Source organism: Planomonospora antibiotica (genome assembly GCF_014647955.1).
In the GTDB taxonomy this organism is placed as follows: Bacteria; Actinomycetota; Actinomycetes; order Streptosporangiales; family Streptosporangiaceae; genus Planomonospora; species Planomonospora parontospora.
On record NZ_BMQE01000050.1, the window covers coordinates 31384 to 51429 of the forward strand.

Genomic DNA, 20046 nt, shown 5'->3' on the forward strand with positions numbered 1-20046 from the left:
GAGCCCGCGGTGAAGATCCTGGTGCTGCCCCGTTCGCTGGCGCCGTTGTTCCCCTCTGCCCCGGACGATCTTGCCACGGCTTCCATCCGCGGACCTCGCGCCGTCGCTTCGGCCGAATCCAGCGAATCCGCCGAACCTGCCGATCCCGTCCTGCTCCGTCCTCGCGATGACCTCGCCTCTGTACCTGAAGCCGACGCCCCTGCCGAGTCGACCAGCACCGGCCGGCGGACCGCCTACTATCCGGCGGACGGAGTCTTCGATCCTGCCGTCACCGAGCAGTTGCGCCAGGCCGCCATCCGGCTGGAGCACGCGCTGCGTCGCGGTACCGCCGCCGATCTGGACATCGCCTACGGCGCGTTCGTCGACGCCGTCCACGCGCCTGCGGTCAACGCCGCACCGACCGAGCCGGGCCCGGTCACCGGTGAAGTCGATCGCCTGCTGTATCGCGCCGCCAAGGCGTGCGAGCAGCGAGCGATGGACCTCATCCCGGCGATCGCCGCCGCCTACGGGCTCGACGAGCACGCCGCCGCCGCGCATATCGATGCGCAGCGACGTCATCGGCCACTGGAGGGCGTGGCCGCCTACGCCCGGCGCATGGATGACTGGGAACCGGAACAAGCCGACGCGACCGCGATGACCCTGCTCGCCGACCACCACACCGATCTGCCGGTCGATCCGCGGATCCTGCCGGCCCTGTCGGTCGCGCACCCCGAAGGTCCGGAAACCGAATACCTGGCCGGTGCGCAGCTCGCCGACACCTGCTACACGAAGAACGATCTTCGTTCGGCGTGGACGGCGGACGAGGAGACCGTGCGCGGCGCCGTCGACTACGCCCGCGCCCGGGCCCGCGTGCCGGACACCCGGACCGATCTGGACCCCGCCGGATGGGCCGATCTCGCCGCGGGCCTGGATCGCATCCGCGCCTGGCAGCAGACCATGCCCGAGGCCGAACGCCTCCGCGCGGTCGCGGCCCGCCTGGAGCTTCCCCCCATCGATACGGCCGTCGGCGGGTATGCACGACGTCGCGCGATCGCCACCGGCGCGCACACGCATCTGGCCCGGCTGCTGACGCTGTCGGACACCGCCGTGCAGGTGGAGGCCATAGGCCTGCACGCCCTGGTGGACCACCACGACCGCGCGCCCGGCCTGCCCCGCTTCCGGCGCGAAGAGATCATCGCCGAGGTATTGGCCCGCCTGGTCGCCTGGGATGCGTTTCTGCTGCACACCCAGGTCACCGATCCTGATCGGCCCGTGATTCCTGCTCCCGCCTACCGCTCTGGCATCGCGCTGGCCCGGAACCTGCGCGCCGAACGACGCGACCCTGAGGCGTTTGCCGCCGCGGTGCGCGCCGCCGACCGCGAGGCGTTGATCGGCGCCGCCGACTACGCCCAGGGGCGCGGCGTCGATCGCGAACTGGTGCCCTCCGTGCCTGAGGTGAAGGCCGAAGCACAGCGCTGGCAGGATGTGGCCGCCGCTATCTGGACGGCTCTGGAGATCACTGCGGAGCAGCGGCCCGAACTGACCGGCCTCCCCCTCAGTGCCCTTCCATTGCCCGGGACGGCCACCGATGCCGATGTCCCCGCGGCGCCGTCCGCGTCCTCCGGTCAGCCGAGCGCGCCGTCTACCGCGGATGAGCCGCAGCTTCGCGTACCGACCGGCCCACAAACTCAAGACCAGCCCTCGGGACCGTTCGCCCCCGCCGATGGCCTGTTTCCCGCCGAGACGCACCGCGAGCTGATCGAGCACGCCCGCACCTACCGCGACGCCCTCGACAGCCGTGATGCCGCCAGCATCGATATCGCCTACCAGCAGCTGGCCGCCGCGTGGCGCGGTGCGGTCGCCGACCTGGACCCACCGCGTGACGCCCCCGTGCTCAACGAACGCGATCGCGTCCTGGGCCAGGCCCGCCAAGCCGGGATCGAGGCCGCCGTCGCCCTCACCCGGCGCATCGCCCTGGCCAACGGCGCCAGCGCCGCAGAAGCCGAACGATTCGCCAGCCAGCAGCGCACCATGCTGGAGCCGTTGGCCGGTGTCAGCCGCCTTGCCGAGTTCCTCGCCCAACGCACGCCGGCCGAGCTGGACGCCTCCGCCATGGTCCAGCGGGCCCGACTGGACGTCGGCCTGTTCTCCAACGAGGCCGCTCTCCCGGCGCTGTCGGTCGTCCAGACCCGGCCTCCCAGCGTCGCCTACCTGGCCGGGGCCGAATTCGCCCGCACCCTGCATGATCAGCAGAACGTCGATGAGGCATGGGACGCTGATCGTGAGACGGTGCGCGGTGCGCTGGACTACGCCTGGGCGCGGGTGGGGATCAGCTCCCACCACGCCGCCGCCCAGGTGTCGACGTGGACTCCCATCCGAAATCACCTGCAGCGCATCTGGAACCACCGCAGCCCTCAGATGGACGAGGCTCGCCTGCGGCGCTTGGCCCGGACCCTGCACCTTGCCGATCCGCCGGTGGAGGCTCTGGCCGAGCTGACCGTGACACCCGCCCCAGCTGAGGAGATCACCCGGCAAGAAAACGCCCTGCGAAACGCCAGCGACGACGACGTCCACACCGAGGCGATGGCGATCCGGGCGATGCTCGACCTGCTCGGCGACGCTCCGCAGATCTCCGCCGATGACCGCCGTAACCAGTTGCGGCAGACCCTGCTCGTGCGGCTGCCGGCCTGGGATGCCGTCACCGCGAACCTGGCCCGTGACACCCAGCGCGCGCCGCTGCCGGATCCGGCTTACCTGGACGGCGCCGATCTGGCCCGGAGTCTGCACGACCAGCAGCTGGATGCTGCGGGCATCCGCGCCCGGCTCGACGGCTGCGACCCGCGCACGCTGCGCGGCGCCGCCGCCTACGCCCATGAGCGCGGTGACTTGATCAACCGCGGATGGGTACCGCTGGATTCAGCAGCCAGAGCCGCGGGGATGTTCGCCTGGCAGCTCCTCGATTCCCAGCTTCGCCAGCAGCGCGACAGCCTGTCGCAGCCGGCGGACGCTCCCGGCGGCAGCCTCGATCTTGCCTCCGCGTCGATCACTTCCGCGCCGACCGCTCCCTCCCCGCCCGTCCCGCCCGCCGATGCCCTCGCGCCCGTCGCCGGGGCTCCCGCATCGACGGGCGCGTCCCTCACCGCCGAACCACCGGCCGACGTCACGCAGATGCTGCACCGCTGGGGCAAGCTCGCAGCCGACGAATCGATCACCATGTCCCCCGGGCACCGGTGGTTCCTGCGTGACATCGCCGATCCGGCCATCACGAACGAGGTCACGTTCACCCTCACCCCCGGGCGCCGTCTGGCTGTACAGCGATCAGGATCCAAGGGCCGCTACTCCTACCGCATCATCACCAGCGCCGATGGGCGTCCCCTGCCGGAGGCGTTCCAATCTCAGCACAAGGGCTTCAAGGGAGCGCTGTCCCTGGCGACCGCGTATGAACAGCGTCTGATCGGTGGTGACGGCGCTCCTTACCTCTGGGGCGTCGGTACGGAGGCTGATCAGGAATGGCGCTCGGAGCGGGATGAGCACGTGGGTGAGGCGCTCGCCCGGATCAAGGGCGAGCATGACCGCGACCACGGATATGCGACCAAGGACGCCGAGAAGGTCATCGCCTATGAGCGCGGGGTCACCGTGCAGCCCGATCGGGCGCCATCCGGCCCCGGACACGTCTACGGCGATCAGATCCAGCCCGGCGATCGCATCCGCGTCCAGGCCGGATTCGCCTGGGAGAACAAGCACGTCATCGACGAGGTCACCCAGACGACGGAAGTACATCCAGGTGCCTTCGAGGTCGTCTTGGCCGATGGCACCATCGCCACGGTGCTGCGAAACGACCGGCTGGAGCGGGATCCGGACGAGCCGATCGTGCGCGACCAGGACGGACGCCGCTACGGGCAGAAGGTCCCGAACCACCGGCTGGCGGCCGGAGACAGCGTCGAGTTCGACGAGTACGACCCGCACCTGAACGCGCTGGCCGGTCTGGGACGCGGCCAGGAGCTGCGGGTGCGGGCGCGCATCGCCGGGGAGCGGTTCGACTGCGTCCAGGGCGGCCCGCTGCAGGATGTGACCTTCCACCGCGCCGACGGCACCGAGCTGCCCATCGATGACATCTACCGGGGCCGGTACACGCGGTGGGTTCCCGCCCCCGTCACGACGCTGCTCGACGCCCCGCAGCCGGAGCGGCAGATGCTGCCCGCCGCCGCGGCCGCGCTGGATCGGCCGCTGCCGGAGGGCTGGACGCAGGGGGAAGGCTTCTCCTACCTGCTCCAGCCGGGCGATGACGTCGCGGTGATCACCACGGTGTCCGTGCGGGACAACCCGGAGGCCTTCGAGGGCACTCCGGCGGCCCACCTGCACCAGGTCCGCGTCACCGGCCGCGTCGCTCCCGGGAGCCGCACCCAGCGGGGAGGCACCTACAGCGAGCTGGAACTGCTGGATGCCCGCTGGCAGGCCCTCGACAGCTTCGGCGCCCCGATGGGGGCCCTGCTGCCGCTGGGCAGCCGGCACACCGACGAGCTGGGGCGGGCGCTGACCTCGCTGCAGGTGTACTCCACCCACCGGGTCGCCTACCGCCGGCCGCCGCAGCTGCCCGACCCGCACCTGCCCCACCATCCCGGCCTGCTGCTGGAGCGTGTCGGCGACCAGCCGGAATACCGCCTGCTGCAGGGGGATGCGCCGCTGGGCGGCATCCGGCGCTTTCCGTCCGGGTGGCACTTCAAGCAAGAAGACGCCGACCCCTCCGAGCTGGAAGCGCACAGCTGGCGCGATGCGCTGGATCATCTCCTGCACGCCACGACCGGGCGCCTGCTGGACGGCGCGGCCCCCGGAGTGCGCTTCACCCGCTTGGAAGAGGCCGTTGAGCATCTGCGATCCGGCGGGGACCGGCCCTTCCCCGCGGCCGCCGCCGGGGCCCAGCACCTGGCGCGCCTGCCGGAACCGCGGTTGGCCGCCGACGGCTCCTTTGTGATCATCCGTGGTCCTGGTGACGCGTCCTGGCGCGTCGCCCACACCGGCAGCGGCCTGCTGCTGCGCAACTACGCTGTCGCCACCGCCCAGCAGGCGGCGGACTTTGCCGCCGCCCTCAAGCCGCTGCCCGGCCCCGACGGGCAGCCCTTCGCCTGGGATGCCGCCGATGCGGCCACCCGTCTTGCCGCGCTGAGCCCCGCGATCACGGCGGCCTACGTCGAGCTGATGATCGGCTCCGCCGTCTCCGGGCTGCCGCCGGAGGAACACCACGACGCCGTCGCGCGTCTGCGGGCGGCCTACGCCGATCAAGAACCGCCGGACTTCACCCCCTGCCCTCCTGAAGGCGAGCACGCCGAAAAGACGGTCCCCGCCGGCACCGGCCCGGCCCCCACCGTCCACCCCGACGAGGCCGCGCTCACCACCGACCTGCAACGCACCTGGCACGACCTGCACGGCTGCGACCCCGCCCACTGCCCGCTGGGTGATCTCGACGACACCCGCGCCGAGCAGCTGCGCCGTGCCCTGGACATCACCGCGCACCTCACCCAGCTGGGGATCGCCACCGGCAGCCACGCCGTGGTGTGGGAGGCCGGCACCCGCACCCTTCGCGTGCGCTGGCAGCCCCCCGGTCAGGATCCGCCGTGGAGCCTCACCGTCGACGACAGCCCCGACCGGGCGAAAGTCCACCGGGGCAATCAGTGGCTGCTCACCGGATCGCCGGAGATCTCGGCAACGACGCCACCCGCACAGGCCGCCCGCGCCTTCCACACCCTGCTGATCGCCATCGCCGGCCTGCCCGACCCGGCAACCGTCCTACCTGCCGGATCCGCTCCTGCCTCGGCCACCGCGACGGATCGCGCCGACGACACCACGGCTGAGGAGGTGGCGGCGATCCGCGCCCGCCTGGCGTCCCTTCCGGCCCAGGCCCTGCCCACCCGCCGCCCCGCTGGAGCCGATGAGCCGGAAGAAAGCACCGAAGCCTTCACTGAGCGACTGGCCCGGGCCCGCCAGCGGTTGACGGCCATCGCCGCCAGCCCGCACCTGACCCCCACCCCGCACGGGAACCTGCTGGTCGTCGGCGACGAGACCGGCCTGCGCATCGTGACGGCGTTCGCCGGCCTCGACATCGTGCCCGAGCTCCTTCTTCGCGGTCGCCCCGCCCAGGAAGTCGACGCGCTGGCCGCCATCGTGGAGGCCGAACTGCGCGATGCCCACGGCCAGCCGTTCGCCTGGGAGACGGCCGATACCACCGACTGGACCGCGTGGAGCTCCGCACGCGGTCTGGGACTCCGCGACGATGTGATCCATCTGATCGCCGGATACGACCGCGACCACGGCCGCAGCGACTCGACAGCGCTGGTCCGCGACAACGAACGCATCTGGACCGAGCACCACGCCCGCCAAGGCCGTCCCCGGGGGCGCATCGACCGCCATGACATCCGCCCCGGTGACCGGCTCCAGATCATCAAGAGCCGCGGCCGCGGCTGGGACCACGACACGCGCGACGTCCTCGTCGCCGGAGACGATGACGCGGTCCGCCAGCGTGAGAACACGACCGAAATCGACGTCATCGGTGATGACGGCCCGACCACCCTCACCCTCACCTCCGATCACGCCCTGGTCCGACTCGGTGATCTATGGGCGCTGCCCGCGCCGTCAGCTGCCTCTCCCCCTGCCTCTGGCCCGTTGCCTGATGAGCAGGCCACGCCCCATCCGGGGCAGGCTCTCCCCCTGCCTGCCGAGGCGGTGGTCGAACGGCCATCAGTGCCGGACGGCGTCGACAACGCAGCACGTTCCGAGTCGCCGCGGGAAGAAGGTCCGGCCGCGAGCGCCGGTCCACAGGACCGGCAGACGCTCCCCGCCACACTCGCCGAGCAGGCCGCAGCGGCTGACCCTGTCCTGCCGCGGGCGGACGCGATCGGCTTCAGCCGCGACGACCTGGAGATCGGCGACTTCATCGAGGTCGACGGCGTCTGGCACCGCGTCCGGCGGCTCAACACCCTGTCGGTCACCGCCGACAATCAAGCAGGCGCCTCCCCCCGCCACAAATACGACCACATCGGCCGGGTCCGCCGCCCCCGCCCGGACGGCACCGCACCCACCGTCCCCCGCTGGAGGCGCCAGGCCTTCGCCCTGCCGATCGACGCCGTCCGGCACGCCCATCGCCACTCCGACGACCAGCACCTGACCTACCGCGTCTACCGGCGCGACAACGTGTTCGTCGCCGACACCGAGCCCACCGACCGGCCGCACTACGCGATCGACCAGGGCGTCTGGACCCGCGTCGCCAACGGCACGGCCGAGCCGGTGTCCGGGCCGCCCGACTGGAAGGCCCTGACCGAACTGGCCGACGGCGCCTCGGCGACTGCCATCTCACCGGCTCCGATTGATCTCGCTCCGGAGCAGGCCGCACCGGCGAGTAGCGCCGGTGAAGGCCCCGCTGATGCCCCTGCCGTCCCCAGCGGAACCGGTGACCCCGCGACCCCGGAGCAGGTGCGATCGGCCGAGGAACTACAGCAGGCCTGGCACCGCGCCCACCAGCACGTCTACGACTGCACCCCGGACGCCTGCCGAGCCGCTCCCGTGAGCGAAGAGGGCCTGCGGGATCTGCAGCACGCACTGAAGATCAACGATGCGCTCGCACGACGCGGCATCCCCAACGGCCACCACGAGGTGATCTGGGATGACAAGGTGCAGGGGTTCGGCGTCAGCTGGCGCCCGAACCGGCGCAGGCGCCGCTGGGCGGTGTACGTCAAGGCCGACGGCGGCGGCATCTTCCCGATCATGTACGGCGATCAGTGGGCCAGTGCCGGGATCCGCCTGACCAGCGCCACCCCCGTCGAGGAGGTCGCCGCCCGCTTCCACGGCCTCTTGGTCCAGCGCGCCGGCCTGGACGCCCCGGCCACCCCTCCGACCGACGCCGGGCCCGATGTCGCGCCCGCGCAGCCTGCTGTGACGCCGGAGGTTTCCCGTCCCGCTGACAGCAGTCCGGCCCCGACCCCGTCCGCCGCGCCTGCCCCCGATCCCGGCGATGCGCCTGCCGACGTGCCCGGGCCCCTGGCGAACCGCATCCGCATCAGCGCCACCGGCGCCCAGCCCACCGTGTCGGGCACCGCCTTCAACGACCCACCGCCCCTGCGCCACGCTCTCAAGGACAACCACTTCGAATGGAGGAAAGAGCAGCGTGCCTGGGTCTATGAGGGCCCGTCCGGCGATGCCGACCATCACCTCGCCCAGCTGCGCGCGACCATCACCACCCTGGACCGTCAGCACGCCCGCAACGCCGCCGCGGCGACAGCCAAAGCCGAAGCGGCCAAGGCCAAACCGTCCTACCCGCCCACCGCTCAGCAGCAGGCCATCATCGACGCCTGCCTGCAAGGCCTGGATGTCGTCGTCCCGGCGCTGGCCGGGACCGGCAAGACCTCCACGCTACGGATGGTCGCGCACGCGATGGCCGAGGCCCACCCCACCAAGAAGATCATTTACTTCGCGTTCAACCGCTCCATCGCCTACGAGGCGCAAAACGCCTTCCCCGACAACGTCACCGCCAGCACCGCGCACTCCTTCGCCCGGGCCGCGCTGATCGACGGCCGCTACAAGAAGAAGATCAGGAACGTCGGCAAGGGTGTGCGCCTGCCCGCCGAGCAGGCCGCCCTCTTGCACATCCCCCCGGTCTTCCAGGCCGACGGGCAGGAGTTCACCGGAGCCGAGGCCGCCCGCCTGGTGATGGCGACAGTGCAGCGCTACCGCGAAAGCGGCGATGAGCGGCTCAGCGACAAGCACCTGCCGCCCGACGTGCAGGCGAGCCCTTACCTGGCGGGCGCGGTGCTGGCGTACGCGCGCGACGCCTGGGCCGACATCACCGATCCGGCCGGGAAACTGATCTTCGATCACGACGACTACTTCAAGATCTGGGCGCTGGGCAAACCACGCCTGCCCTTCGACATGATCTTCTTCGACGAGGCCCAGGACATCAACGGCGTGCTGCTGAAGGTCGTCCAAGACCAGCCAGTGCAGACCATCGTGGTGGGCGACTCCAACCAGAGCATCTACGCCTTCCGCGGGGCGATCGACGCCCTGGACGGCTGGCCCGCCGATACGACCCTGCCGCTGACGCAAAGCTGGCGTTTCGGCCCCGCCGTCGCCGCCGCCGGCAACCGGTTTTTGACCCTGCTCGACTCGCCGTTCCTGCTGGAGGGCAACCCGCGGCTGGACACCCGTATCGGAACGGTGCCGGAGCCGGACGCGGTGCTGTGCCGGACCAACGCCGGAGCGATCGGGGTGGTCGTCGAAGCGCTGGAAGCGGGCAAGCGGGTGGCCATGGTCGGCGGCGGCCAAGCGCTCAAGGACATCGCCCGCGCGGCCCTGGACCTGAAGAAAGGCCGCCGGACCAAGCACCCGGAGCTGGCCGACTTCCCCACCTGGGACGCGGTGCGTGACCATGTGCGCGACGATTCCGGCAACCAGAGCCTCCAGGTGTTCGTCACCCTGGTGGAGCGCTACGGCGCCGGGCACCTGATCCGCACCCTGGACCAGCTGGTCGACGAAGACGTCGCCGATGAGGAGCAGGCGCCGCAGCTGGTGGTCTCCACCGCGCACAAGGCCAAGGGCCGCGAATGGAACCACGTCCGGATCGCCGACGACTTCCGCGTGCCCAACTTCAGCCAGGACGCCGGGCCGCTCGTCATGCCCTCCGCCGAAGATCTCCGGCTGGCCTATGTGACCGTCACCCGGGCCCAGCGCAGCGTGGATCTCGGGTCGCTGGGATGGATCCTCAACGACGAGGTCGTGGCCGAGGTGATGGCCCGGCTGTCTGAGGGCCGCCAGGAGATCGACCGGCCGATCCCGGTCATCCCGCAGCCCGCGCACCCCGAGGCCGACACGGCCCTCGACGACCAACCGGTTCGGGCGCAGGAGACCCCCGCGGCCGCCGACGCGCCGCAGTCCCGGGAACACGGCGACCGCGCGGTGCCGCAGACGCCGCCGGGCGCCGATAGCGTCTTCGCGGTACAGCGCGACCCGGAGACTGCCGCCGCGGCGGGAGGCGTGGCGGCTGCCGATGCCGCCGGGCTTCCGGGCCCCGGCGTCGGGGATGGCGCCGCTGCCCGCGCCACGGCGCCGGCTCCCTCGCCCGGCGATGGCCTCGGCACCGTTGCCCCCGCGACCGCTGACCCCAGGATCGTGCTGGATGCCGCCGGACCGCTGACCTTGAACCAGTTGCGGGCGTACCTGCGTGAGCACCATGCCGCCATCACGGCCGAGATGCCGGCCGACAAACGCGACAACGCCACCGTTGAACTGCAGCGCCTCGCCGACGACCCGACGCTGACGGTGTCGGCCTCGGGCAACCTGTACTGGTTCAAGGACGGACGCTCCTGGCAGATCGGGGCCGTCGGATCAGCGCTCCCGCTGCTGCGTCCCGACATGGCCGTCCGCACCAAAGAGGTCGCCCACCTGGCGATTCAGCTGGAAAAGCAGCTGAAAGACGCTCACGGGCAGCCCGTGCCCTGGCGGGCGGTCAACCTGCGAGCGATCGCGGCGACCTGGCGCTCAGACGATGGCCTCAATCTGAGCGATGCGCTCACCGTGATCCGCGCGAACTTCGACCGCGCTCGCGGCCGGACCTCCACCGCCGCGACCAAGGCCCACGACCGCGTCATCGCGGCGCAGCAGGCCCGCGCCGAACACGCCCAGCGCCAGGCCGCGCTTCGCGAGCACGCCGCCGCCACCGGCCGGTTCCTCGCCACCGTCACCGAGTTGATCACCGGTGATGAGATCGAGTTCACCACCGTGCTGGACAGCGGGGACGTCAAACGGCTCGGCGGCGACGACCGGCCGGGCCGCGCCAACCAGGTGACGATCACCGGTACCTTGCGGCGCCAGCCCGACCTCAAGGCGAAGGTCGTCGAGTTCATCGCCGGCACGGGCCGCTGGCGGCACGCCGACGGGCGCCACGGTCCTCTCGTCGAAAGCCGCGGCAGCGAACGCTGGGCCTACCCGCGCGGCGAGGTCCTGGTGCGCCGCGCCGCGCACCTGCAGCAGCTCACCGTCGGCCCGCAGGCCGCGCACGCGTGCGTCCAGCAGGCCGAAGCGCTCGAGGTCTCCCCGGCGGGGGTGGCCGCCGTCCGGGCCTACCTGACGGGGCTGGAGCAGGAGCCGGTGCTGTGGAGCAGCCGGGCCGCGCGTGATACGGCCGCCGAGCACATGAGCCGCAGCGACGCCGACCTGGACGCGGTGACCACGGCGATCCGGGCCTGGTTCGACGTGGCCGAGGCCCATGACCGGCTGGGTGATCCCGCACAGGAAGGCGGCACGCTCGGCTACCTGGCCCTGCAGCTGCTCGCCGTCCATGCCGAGCGCACCCGCCGCGGCCTGGAGCTCGCGCCGACGCAAGACCACCGGGACGGCTGGCGGACGGTCACCGCGTGGATCGGGACCCAGCGCTGGCCCGACGACCTGCAAGCGCTGTCGCCGCAGGAGTACACCGGGGCACGCGACTACACCCACGGCCGCATCCACGCTCTCGGCAACTTCCTGGACCGTACGGCCGCGATGGATGCCGAGCTGCAGCAGTGGCACGATCTGGGCGGGGTGTTCACCGCGGTCGACCGCGCCAACGAGCAAGAGCGCGCCCGCCAGCAGCACCGCCAGCAGGCCGAGGAGGAGGCCCGCGCGCTACCGGCGCGCATCGCCGCACTCGCCGATCCGACCGGCGGTCAGCGGGCCGCCGGACGGCGCATGACCGAACTGCTGGTCTCCATCGCGGCCGAGGATGTCGGAGAGGTGCCCGACTCCTGGGCGGTCGTCTCCGACTACCTCAGCGACGCCGACCGGCGCGGCGTCGACGGTGCGGGCGTGCTGCTGGACGAGGTCGCCGCGCTGCTGGAGGCCGAAGGGTATGAGGCGCCCCGTCCGTACCTGCGCCAGCAGCGCGCCGCGTGGGCGGCCATGTCCGATGCCGAACTCCTGCAGGCCTACACCGCCGCTCCGCTCGGCCAGGCCGACGTGCGGGAAGGCATCGAGCAGGTGCTGCACGAGCGCGGCTGGGACGCCGACCGGGGTCTTCCGTATCGCGGTACCGCGCACCTGCTGGCCGACGCCCAGTACCCGTCGGAGGCGCTGGTGGGCCGGCGCGTGGCGTACAACGACCACGGCATCCAGATGTTGGGGCTCCTGGCGCATGACGCCGACGGCGACTTCAAAATCACCGACTCCGTCGGCCGCCGCAGCCTCATCTACCTCGACAACGATGAGTTCATCGGCGTCGTCGCCCCGGACGATCCGCGTCTGGCGGACCTGGAGCCCGACGAGCTGCTCACCGCCGAGCTGGAGGCCCGGCTGGTGGGCGTGGAGCGCCACCTGCAAGGGCTGTGGGAGGCGCGGCGCCGGTTCGACGACGTCGAATTCACCCGGGCCTTCGAACAGCATCGCCTGCTCGCCGCGCTCTGGCAGGCCCGACCGGACCGCAGCACCGATGAGTCGGTGCCTTTCGTTGACGCGCTGCTGCAGGAACTGCCAGGCCTGGACGTAGCGCAGGAGTCCGTCGCCGTCGAGGAGCGGCGGGCTCTTCCCCTACCGGACGGTGAAGCGCTCCCGCGCCTCGATCGGCCGGCCTCGTCCTCGCAGGCCGCACCCGCCGATGCAGGCGAGGCCCCGGCGCAGGCTGTCACGTCGACCGGCACGGCCGCGGATGCCGGTGACGGTGCCGGTGACCGGCCCGCCGCGCACGCAGATCATCACCCCATCACCGGCGAGCCGGCCGCCGGACCGGTGCCTGCCACTGACGGCGCCGTGCTGCCCGCATCTGCGGACGTCGCACCTGCCGTACCACCGATGAGCACCTCCGGCCCGCCGCACCAGGACGGCCCTGCTCCGGTCGACGGCACGGACACGGCAGGGACGACGTCCTCCGCGCAGCCGTCGACGGCGGCACTCGACGGCGGATCTGGCACCGAGGCCGCACCGGCCGCAGACGGTGATCAGCCCGCCCTCACCGGCCAGGCCCCGGGCGGCGACGCTGCCCAGCACCCGGTCGGCGCCCCAGGTGAGGACTTCGATCCGCTGACGGCGCCGCTGGCCGAGCTGCCGGACCGCCCTGCGTTCGCCACGCTGGCCCTGGCGCGCAAGGCGGGTGTCCGGCTGCCGGAGTACGCCAAACTCGCGCCGGGAGGCCGGTACGCCACCGGCAAATCAAGCAGGCACAGCCAGAAGGTGCGCGTCTACCGGCTGTCGGACGGCCAGGTCGCCGACCCCGAGGTCTACCCGACCCAGGAAAAGGCGCTATGGGCCGCCGACCGCCTGCTGTGGCGAGAGCAGCAGGCCGATGCCCGGCAGCTGGCCGCGGACTCCAGTCCGGGACCGTACGCCGATGTGTCCGCCGAGGACGGGCCCGCGCTGGCCCGTGAGCGGATGAGGCAGGCGCGACTCGAGGTGGAGGCGGCGTGGCAGGCCTGGGAGACCTCCTCGGAGCGTGCGACGCTGAACGGCTCGCGCGCCGGGCGTGCGGCCAGCAAGGCACTGGATGACGCCTGGGCCAGTCGCATCCCCAAGTACGGCAAGGCCAACGTAGGCCTGCGAATCGAGGCGTACCTGGCGGTGCATCGGGCCGCGGTGGCCGCGTTGAAACAGCTGGGCGGCGCAAGCGAAGCGGTTTTCCTCGGCGAGGAGACCGCCACCGGCGGTGAACTGCGGCGTCTGGCGCAGCTCGCCGGATGGGACGCTCACCGGACGCTGGCCACGGTCGATGCCCATCGTGAGCTCCGCGAACGCGCCAAGCAGGCCGAGAAACAGGCTGAGCAGACCGAGAAACAGGCCGAGAAGCAAGCCGCGGTGGAGGCGGTCAGCCGGTCCCTGAGCGCAGCGGGCGGCGATGCCGTCGACGGCGCTGCGGCGCTGCCGACGCGCGCGCAACCCGTCGACGGTGAAGACGGCTACCACTACGCGATCATCGAAGGCGACGTCGTCGTCTACGGCCCCGACCACACTGTCATCAGCCAAGCACCCGCTTCAGAGCGGTGGTCGCGCTACCTGTCGGTCGGCAAGGTCGACGGGCGGCGGGTGGCCGGCCGTGACAGCAGCGAGTTCGCGCGCCATGCCGCCCGCCAGCATCGCACCTTGGCCATGCCCGCAGATCAGCGGGAGAAGGTCTGGATCGAGATCGTGGCGGACCGTACCGCCAAATCTGGTCTTGTCATCCTGCTGAACGGGAGCAAAGAAGGCGACGCCTATGATCAGGCGGCGAAGAATGCCGGGCATTTCCTGTGGTCGAACGTAAATAGTGCACGGGTAAGCGGACGGCACTGGAAAAAGGAGACGCGTGACGATAATTTCGCTGCGTTGCTGGCCGAGTTCGCCGCCCAGAACTGGTTCGTTCTCATCGAGGACCGCACCCGCCCCCAAGTCTCCACGACCGCATCGGACGGAGAGGGCCAATCGGCGGCTCGCAGTGTAAGTGAGTTGACCGATGAGCAGCTCGTCGAAGCATTCGACAAAGCTGAAGGGAAAATCGCCTCGTGGAGCCACCGTAGCTTCAGCGGCGCAAGAGTCCCGTATGGGCTGTCCGCCGCCTACACCGAACGAGACGAACTGCGGGTGGAACTGGCCCGCCGCATGCTGGCGGACGTGAAGACCCGGCCGGTCCCCGAGGAGGTCGACGACACCGCGGCGCTGAAAGCCGAGCTTCAGGCCCTGAAAGACGTGCAGCACCGGTACAAGATGAGCGACGCCCAGAGCGCGGTCGAAGACCGCATTCGGGTGATCGACAGGGAGGTCAAGCATCGCGCGGCCCTGGAGGTCGCCGCGCGGCCGTCTCCTGACCGGCTCGAAACCGTGGACCTGGTGCTGGAGGAGTCCAAGCTTCAGCGCATGGAGTCGGACTACGACGCCGGCAGCGACGACCGGCAGATCATCCGGGCGCGGATCACCGCTCTTGTCGCCGAGTGGTCGCAACGCGAGGTGGCCCGCCTGAGCGCCCTGCCGGATCCCGCCGGCTTGGACGACTTCAAACTTGATGCGGAGCGCAAAAAGCTCCTCACCGAAAAACCGTCCATCACGGAGGTGTCCGAGGAGTACCGGGCCGCGCATGCGGCTCGTATCGATGCGCTGGCCGAGCAAGCAGAGCGTCGTGATGCCGCCACGCATCGACAGGTCTTGTCCCGGGTCACATTGGGTGGCGTACGAAACGATGAAATCTATATAGACGGTCAGAGCTACGGCACCCTGGGACCGGATTACCAGCACCCAGAGCGTTTCATAGCCCAAAAAACTCGGCCGCCAGGACAAAGCGATGAACGGCGTTATGGCCGCTCCCGTGCTGCGGCGTTGGCCTCCATGGTGGCCGCGTTCGATGAGGACAAGGCGATGGAGGGCGCCCGCACGTGGGGCCCGTACATGCGTATAGAAACCCCTCGGGCGTTCGTTACCGCCTACAAGGAGGTGCATCGCTCCCACCGGCGCGAAGCTGCCGCTCCTGAGCTGCGGTACCTTGCCGAGGTATTCCGTCAGGAGGAAAGCTCCACCGGCCGGAAGGCGGCTGTCCAGGTGCCGGCCGGGTTGCTGGCGGAATTGGAACGCCAAACCCGTGCCCTGGTGGCCGACCGGCAATCGATCCAGCTGGACCGCAGCCGGGACCGCACCGATCGGGATCGGGCCAAGCGGCAGGTGACGGCGGCGGCTGAGGTGCTGCGGGAGATCGAGACGCGGCGCGCCGAGGTCCGGGCCAAGGGATGGGACGATGATCGCAAAGTCCTGTCCCGGCAGGAGATCGAACGGCAGCTCGCCGAGCTGGCCGCGGCCGGGAATGCGCTGGGTGAGGAGGAGGCCGATGGACAGGTACGGGCAGCTGGCCAAGGAGTACTGGACGGCGGAACGGCCCCGCGAGCTGGCGGCGATGCGGGATCCGGAGACGTTCTTCACGAACCTGGGGATGCGCGTGCAGATGCGGATCGGCGAGCTGATGCAGGAGATCAGCACGCAGATGCCGGAGACGGACGACTATCAGCAGCGGATCGGCCAGCACAACCAGGCGCGGGCGATGGCCGAGGAACGGGTGCTGGCGGAGATGGTGTTCATCGGGCCGGAGGAACCGGTGCCGAGCGACCCGAGCTGACGGAGGAGTGGTGGCGCGCCCAGGAAGAGCACGCACCGACCGATCCGGTGGACAGGGCGGCGGCGAACGTGGCGGCCGTCAGACTCCTGAAACAGCGTCAGGAGGCACCACGCGCGCTCACGCGCGCCGAGCTCGGGATCTTGACGCGCTGGTCTGGGTGGGGGTCGGTGCCGCTGCTGTTCGCCGAGCGTCCGCACAAGGACAGCCCGGTCTATGGGCCCGGCGGGGAACGCGAAGGCGGCTTCGAGGCGGCGCTGGCCACGTGGCAGGAGTTCGCGGCCGCCCGCGGTGAGCTGGAGTACCTGCTGTCGCCGACCGAGTGGCGGGCGGCGTCGGCCTCCACCGTCTCGGCGCACTACACCCCGCCCGCGGTCTCCGCTGCGATGTGGCAGGGATTGTCGCTGTTCGGGTTCGACGGCGGCGAGGTGCTGGAGCCGGGGTCCGGCGGCGGGATGTTTTTTGCCACCGCTCCCCTCAACGTGCGGTTGACGGGCGTGGAGATCGACCGCACCACCGCGGAGATCTGCCGGCTGTGCTTTCCCCAGGCCACTGTCTTGAACGAGTCGTTCGCCGAGACCGACGTCTCCGAGGGCACGTTCGATGCGGTGATCGGGAACTTCCCGTTCGCGCGCGTCCCGATGGCTGATGCCGATCCGCACCTGGACGGGTTGTCGCTGCACGACTACTTCGCGGTCAAGGCGCTGAAGCTGACCCGGCCCGGCGGGATGATGGTGGCCATCACCTCCCGCTACACCCTGGACGCCCGACAATCACGCGCCCGCGAAGAGCTGGCCCGCTACGGCGACCTGGTCGGCGCCGTACGGCTGCCCGCCGGGGCCTTCGCCCGCTCGGCCGGCACCGACGTGGTGGCCGATGTGCTCATTCTGCGCCGCCGCCTGCCCGGCGAGAGCACGGGCGATACGGCGTGGCTGCGCGCCAGCCCGATGACGATCGGGTCCCACACCCCGGACGTCAACGACTACTTCCAGGCTCACCCCGAGCACGTCCTCGGCACGCTCGCCGTGGCGGCCAGCCAGCACGGGCCGAAGCTGACCGTCACCGGCACTCCCGCGACGGCCGGAGCGGACCTGCAGGCCGCCCTCTCTGCGATCGCCCAGCAGGCCGCCGCGGACAACCTGGTCTACGTCCGGCATCCGCAGTGGCCCCATCGGCCGGTCCTGACGTTGCAAGAAGCCCGGATCAAGCACGCCAACGATTTCTCCGGTCGCCTGGAGATCGACGACAACGGCCGCATCTGGCAGCACAACACCGGGCTGGCGCCGATCGAAGCCGTCTGCGCCGACGGCGACACCGACCGCCTGCGGCACCTGATCGGCATGCGCGACCTCGCGTTGGAGCTGCGCGCGCTGGATGCCGCGCCCTCCGGGGACCGCGCCGAAGCCGACCGGCTGCGGGCCCGCCTCAAGGCCGCTCACGGCGCCTACACCCACCGGTGGGGGCCGCTGTCCAAGCCGGGACAGACCACCGTGCGCGCGGCCGCCCGCCAGCCCGGCGCGGCTACCTCGAGCACGCAGCAGCGGCCCACCGCGTGGGGCTGGTTCCTGATGGACCCCCAGGCCGCGACCGTGCTCGGGCTGGAGCGCTGGGACAAAGAGCGCGGCGAGCCGGTGCTGGCCACCATCTTGGAGCGGCGGGCCGAGGCCGTCGCCGCACCGCCCGAGCGCACCGCGGATCCGGCGGCGGCGCTGGCCGCCGTGGTGGGCCGCACCGGCCGCGTCGACCTGGCCGAGATCGCCCGCCTGCTGGACCTCGACGAAGCCCAGGCGCGCGCGGCGCTGGGCACCGAGGTCTTCGACGATCCCGTCAGCGGTGAGCTGGTGCCCGCCTGGAAGTACCTCACCGGCGCGGTCCGCGACAAGCTGCAGCAGGCCCGGGCGGCGGCGCGCCTGGATCCGGCGTTCAACGTCAACGCCGCCGCGCTGGAGGCGGCGCTGCCGCCACCGCGGAAGATCGGCCAGTTCAAGGCGAAGCTGGGCGCCGCGTGGGTGCCCGAGGAACTGGTCCAGCAGTACCTGCGCGAGATCCTCGACGATCCGACCCTGGTGGTGGCGCACAGCCGCGTGGGCTGGTCGGTGCACGCCACCTCGGTCTCCGATGCCCGCAACCGGCTCCACGGCACCGCGCGGCGGCGGGCGACCGAGGTCGCCATGAAAGCCCTCAACGGCGGCACCACCCAGGTCAAGCGCGTCGAAGTGGTGCAGCTGAAGGGGGAGCGCACCCGCACCATCGAGGTCGTCGACGAGGACGCCTCCCGCGCCTACCGGCAAAAAGTCGAAGCGATGCGCGCCGGTTTCGAGGCCTGGGTGCTGGCCGACGACGCCCGCTTGCACGCGGTGACCGCCGCCTACAACGAGCGGATGAACGCCCATGTCCTGACCACCTGGGAGGGCCGCACCCCGCCGCTCGACGGGCTGACCCGCGAGCGCACGCTGCAGCCGCACCAGAACGCGGCCGCCGCCCGGATGCTGCACGCCAAGGCGGTCGTCGTCGGCCATGAGGTCGGGCTGGGCAAGACCACCACGGCACTGGTCGGCGTCATGGGCCTCAAGCAGGCCGGGCGGATCGCCAAGCCGTTCGTCGTGGTGCCCAACAAGGCGGTGGGCGTGTGGGAGCGCGAGGCCCGCTTCCTGTATCCCAACGCCGACATCACCGTCATCCGCACCGAGGACCTGGCCGGCGCCAAGCGGCGCCCGACGCTGGAATACCTGCGCAACCACGTCTATGACCTGGTGATCTGGCAGGAGGAGGCGTTCCAGTCGGTCAAGGCCAGCCCCGAAGCCCAGGAAGTCTACGAAGAACACGAGATCCGCCTGCTGGAGCAGCAGATCCGTACCGAAAAGACCCGCCTGGGCAAAGACCTGAAGGTCAAGGTCTTGGAAGAGCGGCTGGAGCGGCGCCGCCAGGAGATCCGCAAGGCCAAGGCGCCCATCCGCACCCCCGGCGAGGTGTACTTCGACGAGCTGCGTTTCGACTACGCGGTGGTCGATGAGGCCCACCGCTACAAGGGCATCGCGATCAAGTCGGGCCTGCTGCACAACGCGCCCGAGGACTCGCTGCGCGGCATCGACCTGCACCAGAAGCTGACCGTGCTGCACGCCGCGCGCGGCAGCGAGCCGACGGTCGCGCTGCTGACCGGCACGCCGATGACCAACACCATCGCCGAGATGCACAACATGCTGCGCCTGGGCGACCCGGACGTGCTGGAGGCGTTCGGTGTGCTGCGTTTCGACGACTGGGGCATGACGTTCGGGGAAGTCGTCGAACGCATCGAGCAGGCCCCCGACGGATCCGGTATCCGCCTGGTCGAACGCTTCTCCCGCTTCGTGGACCTGCAGGCGTTGCTGACGATGTGGTTGAGCGTCGCGGACGTGCAGACGGCCGACGATGCGGGCGTCGAGCGGCCCGCCATCCGCGGCGGGACACCCGAGCTGCATGTGGTGGAGGCCACGCCCGCGCAACGCGCGATCGGCGCCCAGCTGATCGCCCGGGGCGCGGCGATCCACTCGGGCCAGGCCACCGCCAACTGGCTGCAGGAGCTGCAGGCGTGGGAGGACGCCGGCCGTCCCGGGGGGCGGGCAGGCATGCCCAAGCCCGACATCATGCTGATGATCATGTCTGACGGTCGGAAGATGGCGCTGGACCCGCGGCTGCTGGACGCCGCATCCGACGCCGGCTCGAAGATCCCCTACACGGCGCGGCTGATCGCCGAGCGCTACCACGCCACCGCCGACCTCCCCTACACCTACGCCAAGGGGGATCCGCGCCCGCACCCGCGGCCCGGTGGGGTGATCCTGGTCTTTTGCGACCTGGGCACCCCCGGCGGCGCCGCTGCCCTGTTCAACGTCTATCAGGCGCTGAAAGACGAGATCATCGCCTTGGGCGTCGAGGAAGAGCACGTCGCCTTCATTGAGCGGGTTCCATCCTGTTTCCACAGGTGGGGGAGGGTGGCCTGGTCGGGGATGACGTGA

1 protein-coding gene (only partly in view) is annotated in these 20046 nt (G+C 71.1%); it reads left to right on the plus strand.

Annotation, left to right across the window (positions count from 1 at the left end):
- Nucleotides 1-20046, plus strand: the 3' portion of a protein-coding gene (locus IEZ06_RS30240; protein WP_189240099.1) for a DUF8437 domain-containing protein. 13626 nt of this gene lie to the left of the window's left edge; only the last 20046 of its 33672 coding nucleotides appear in the window; its start codon lies off the left edge, out of view; the stop codon is at nt 20044-20046.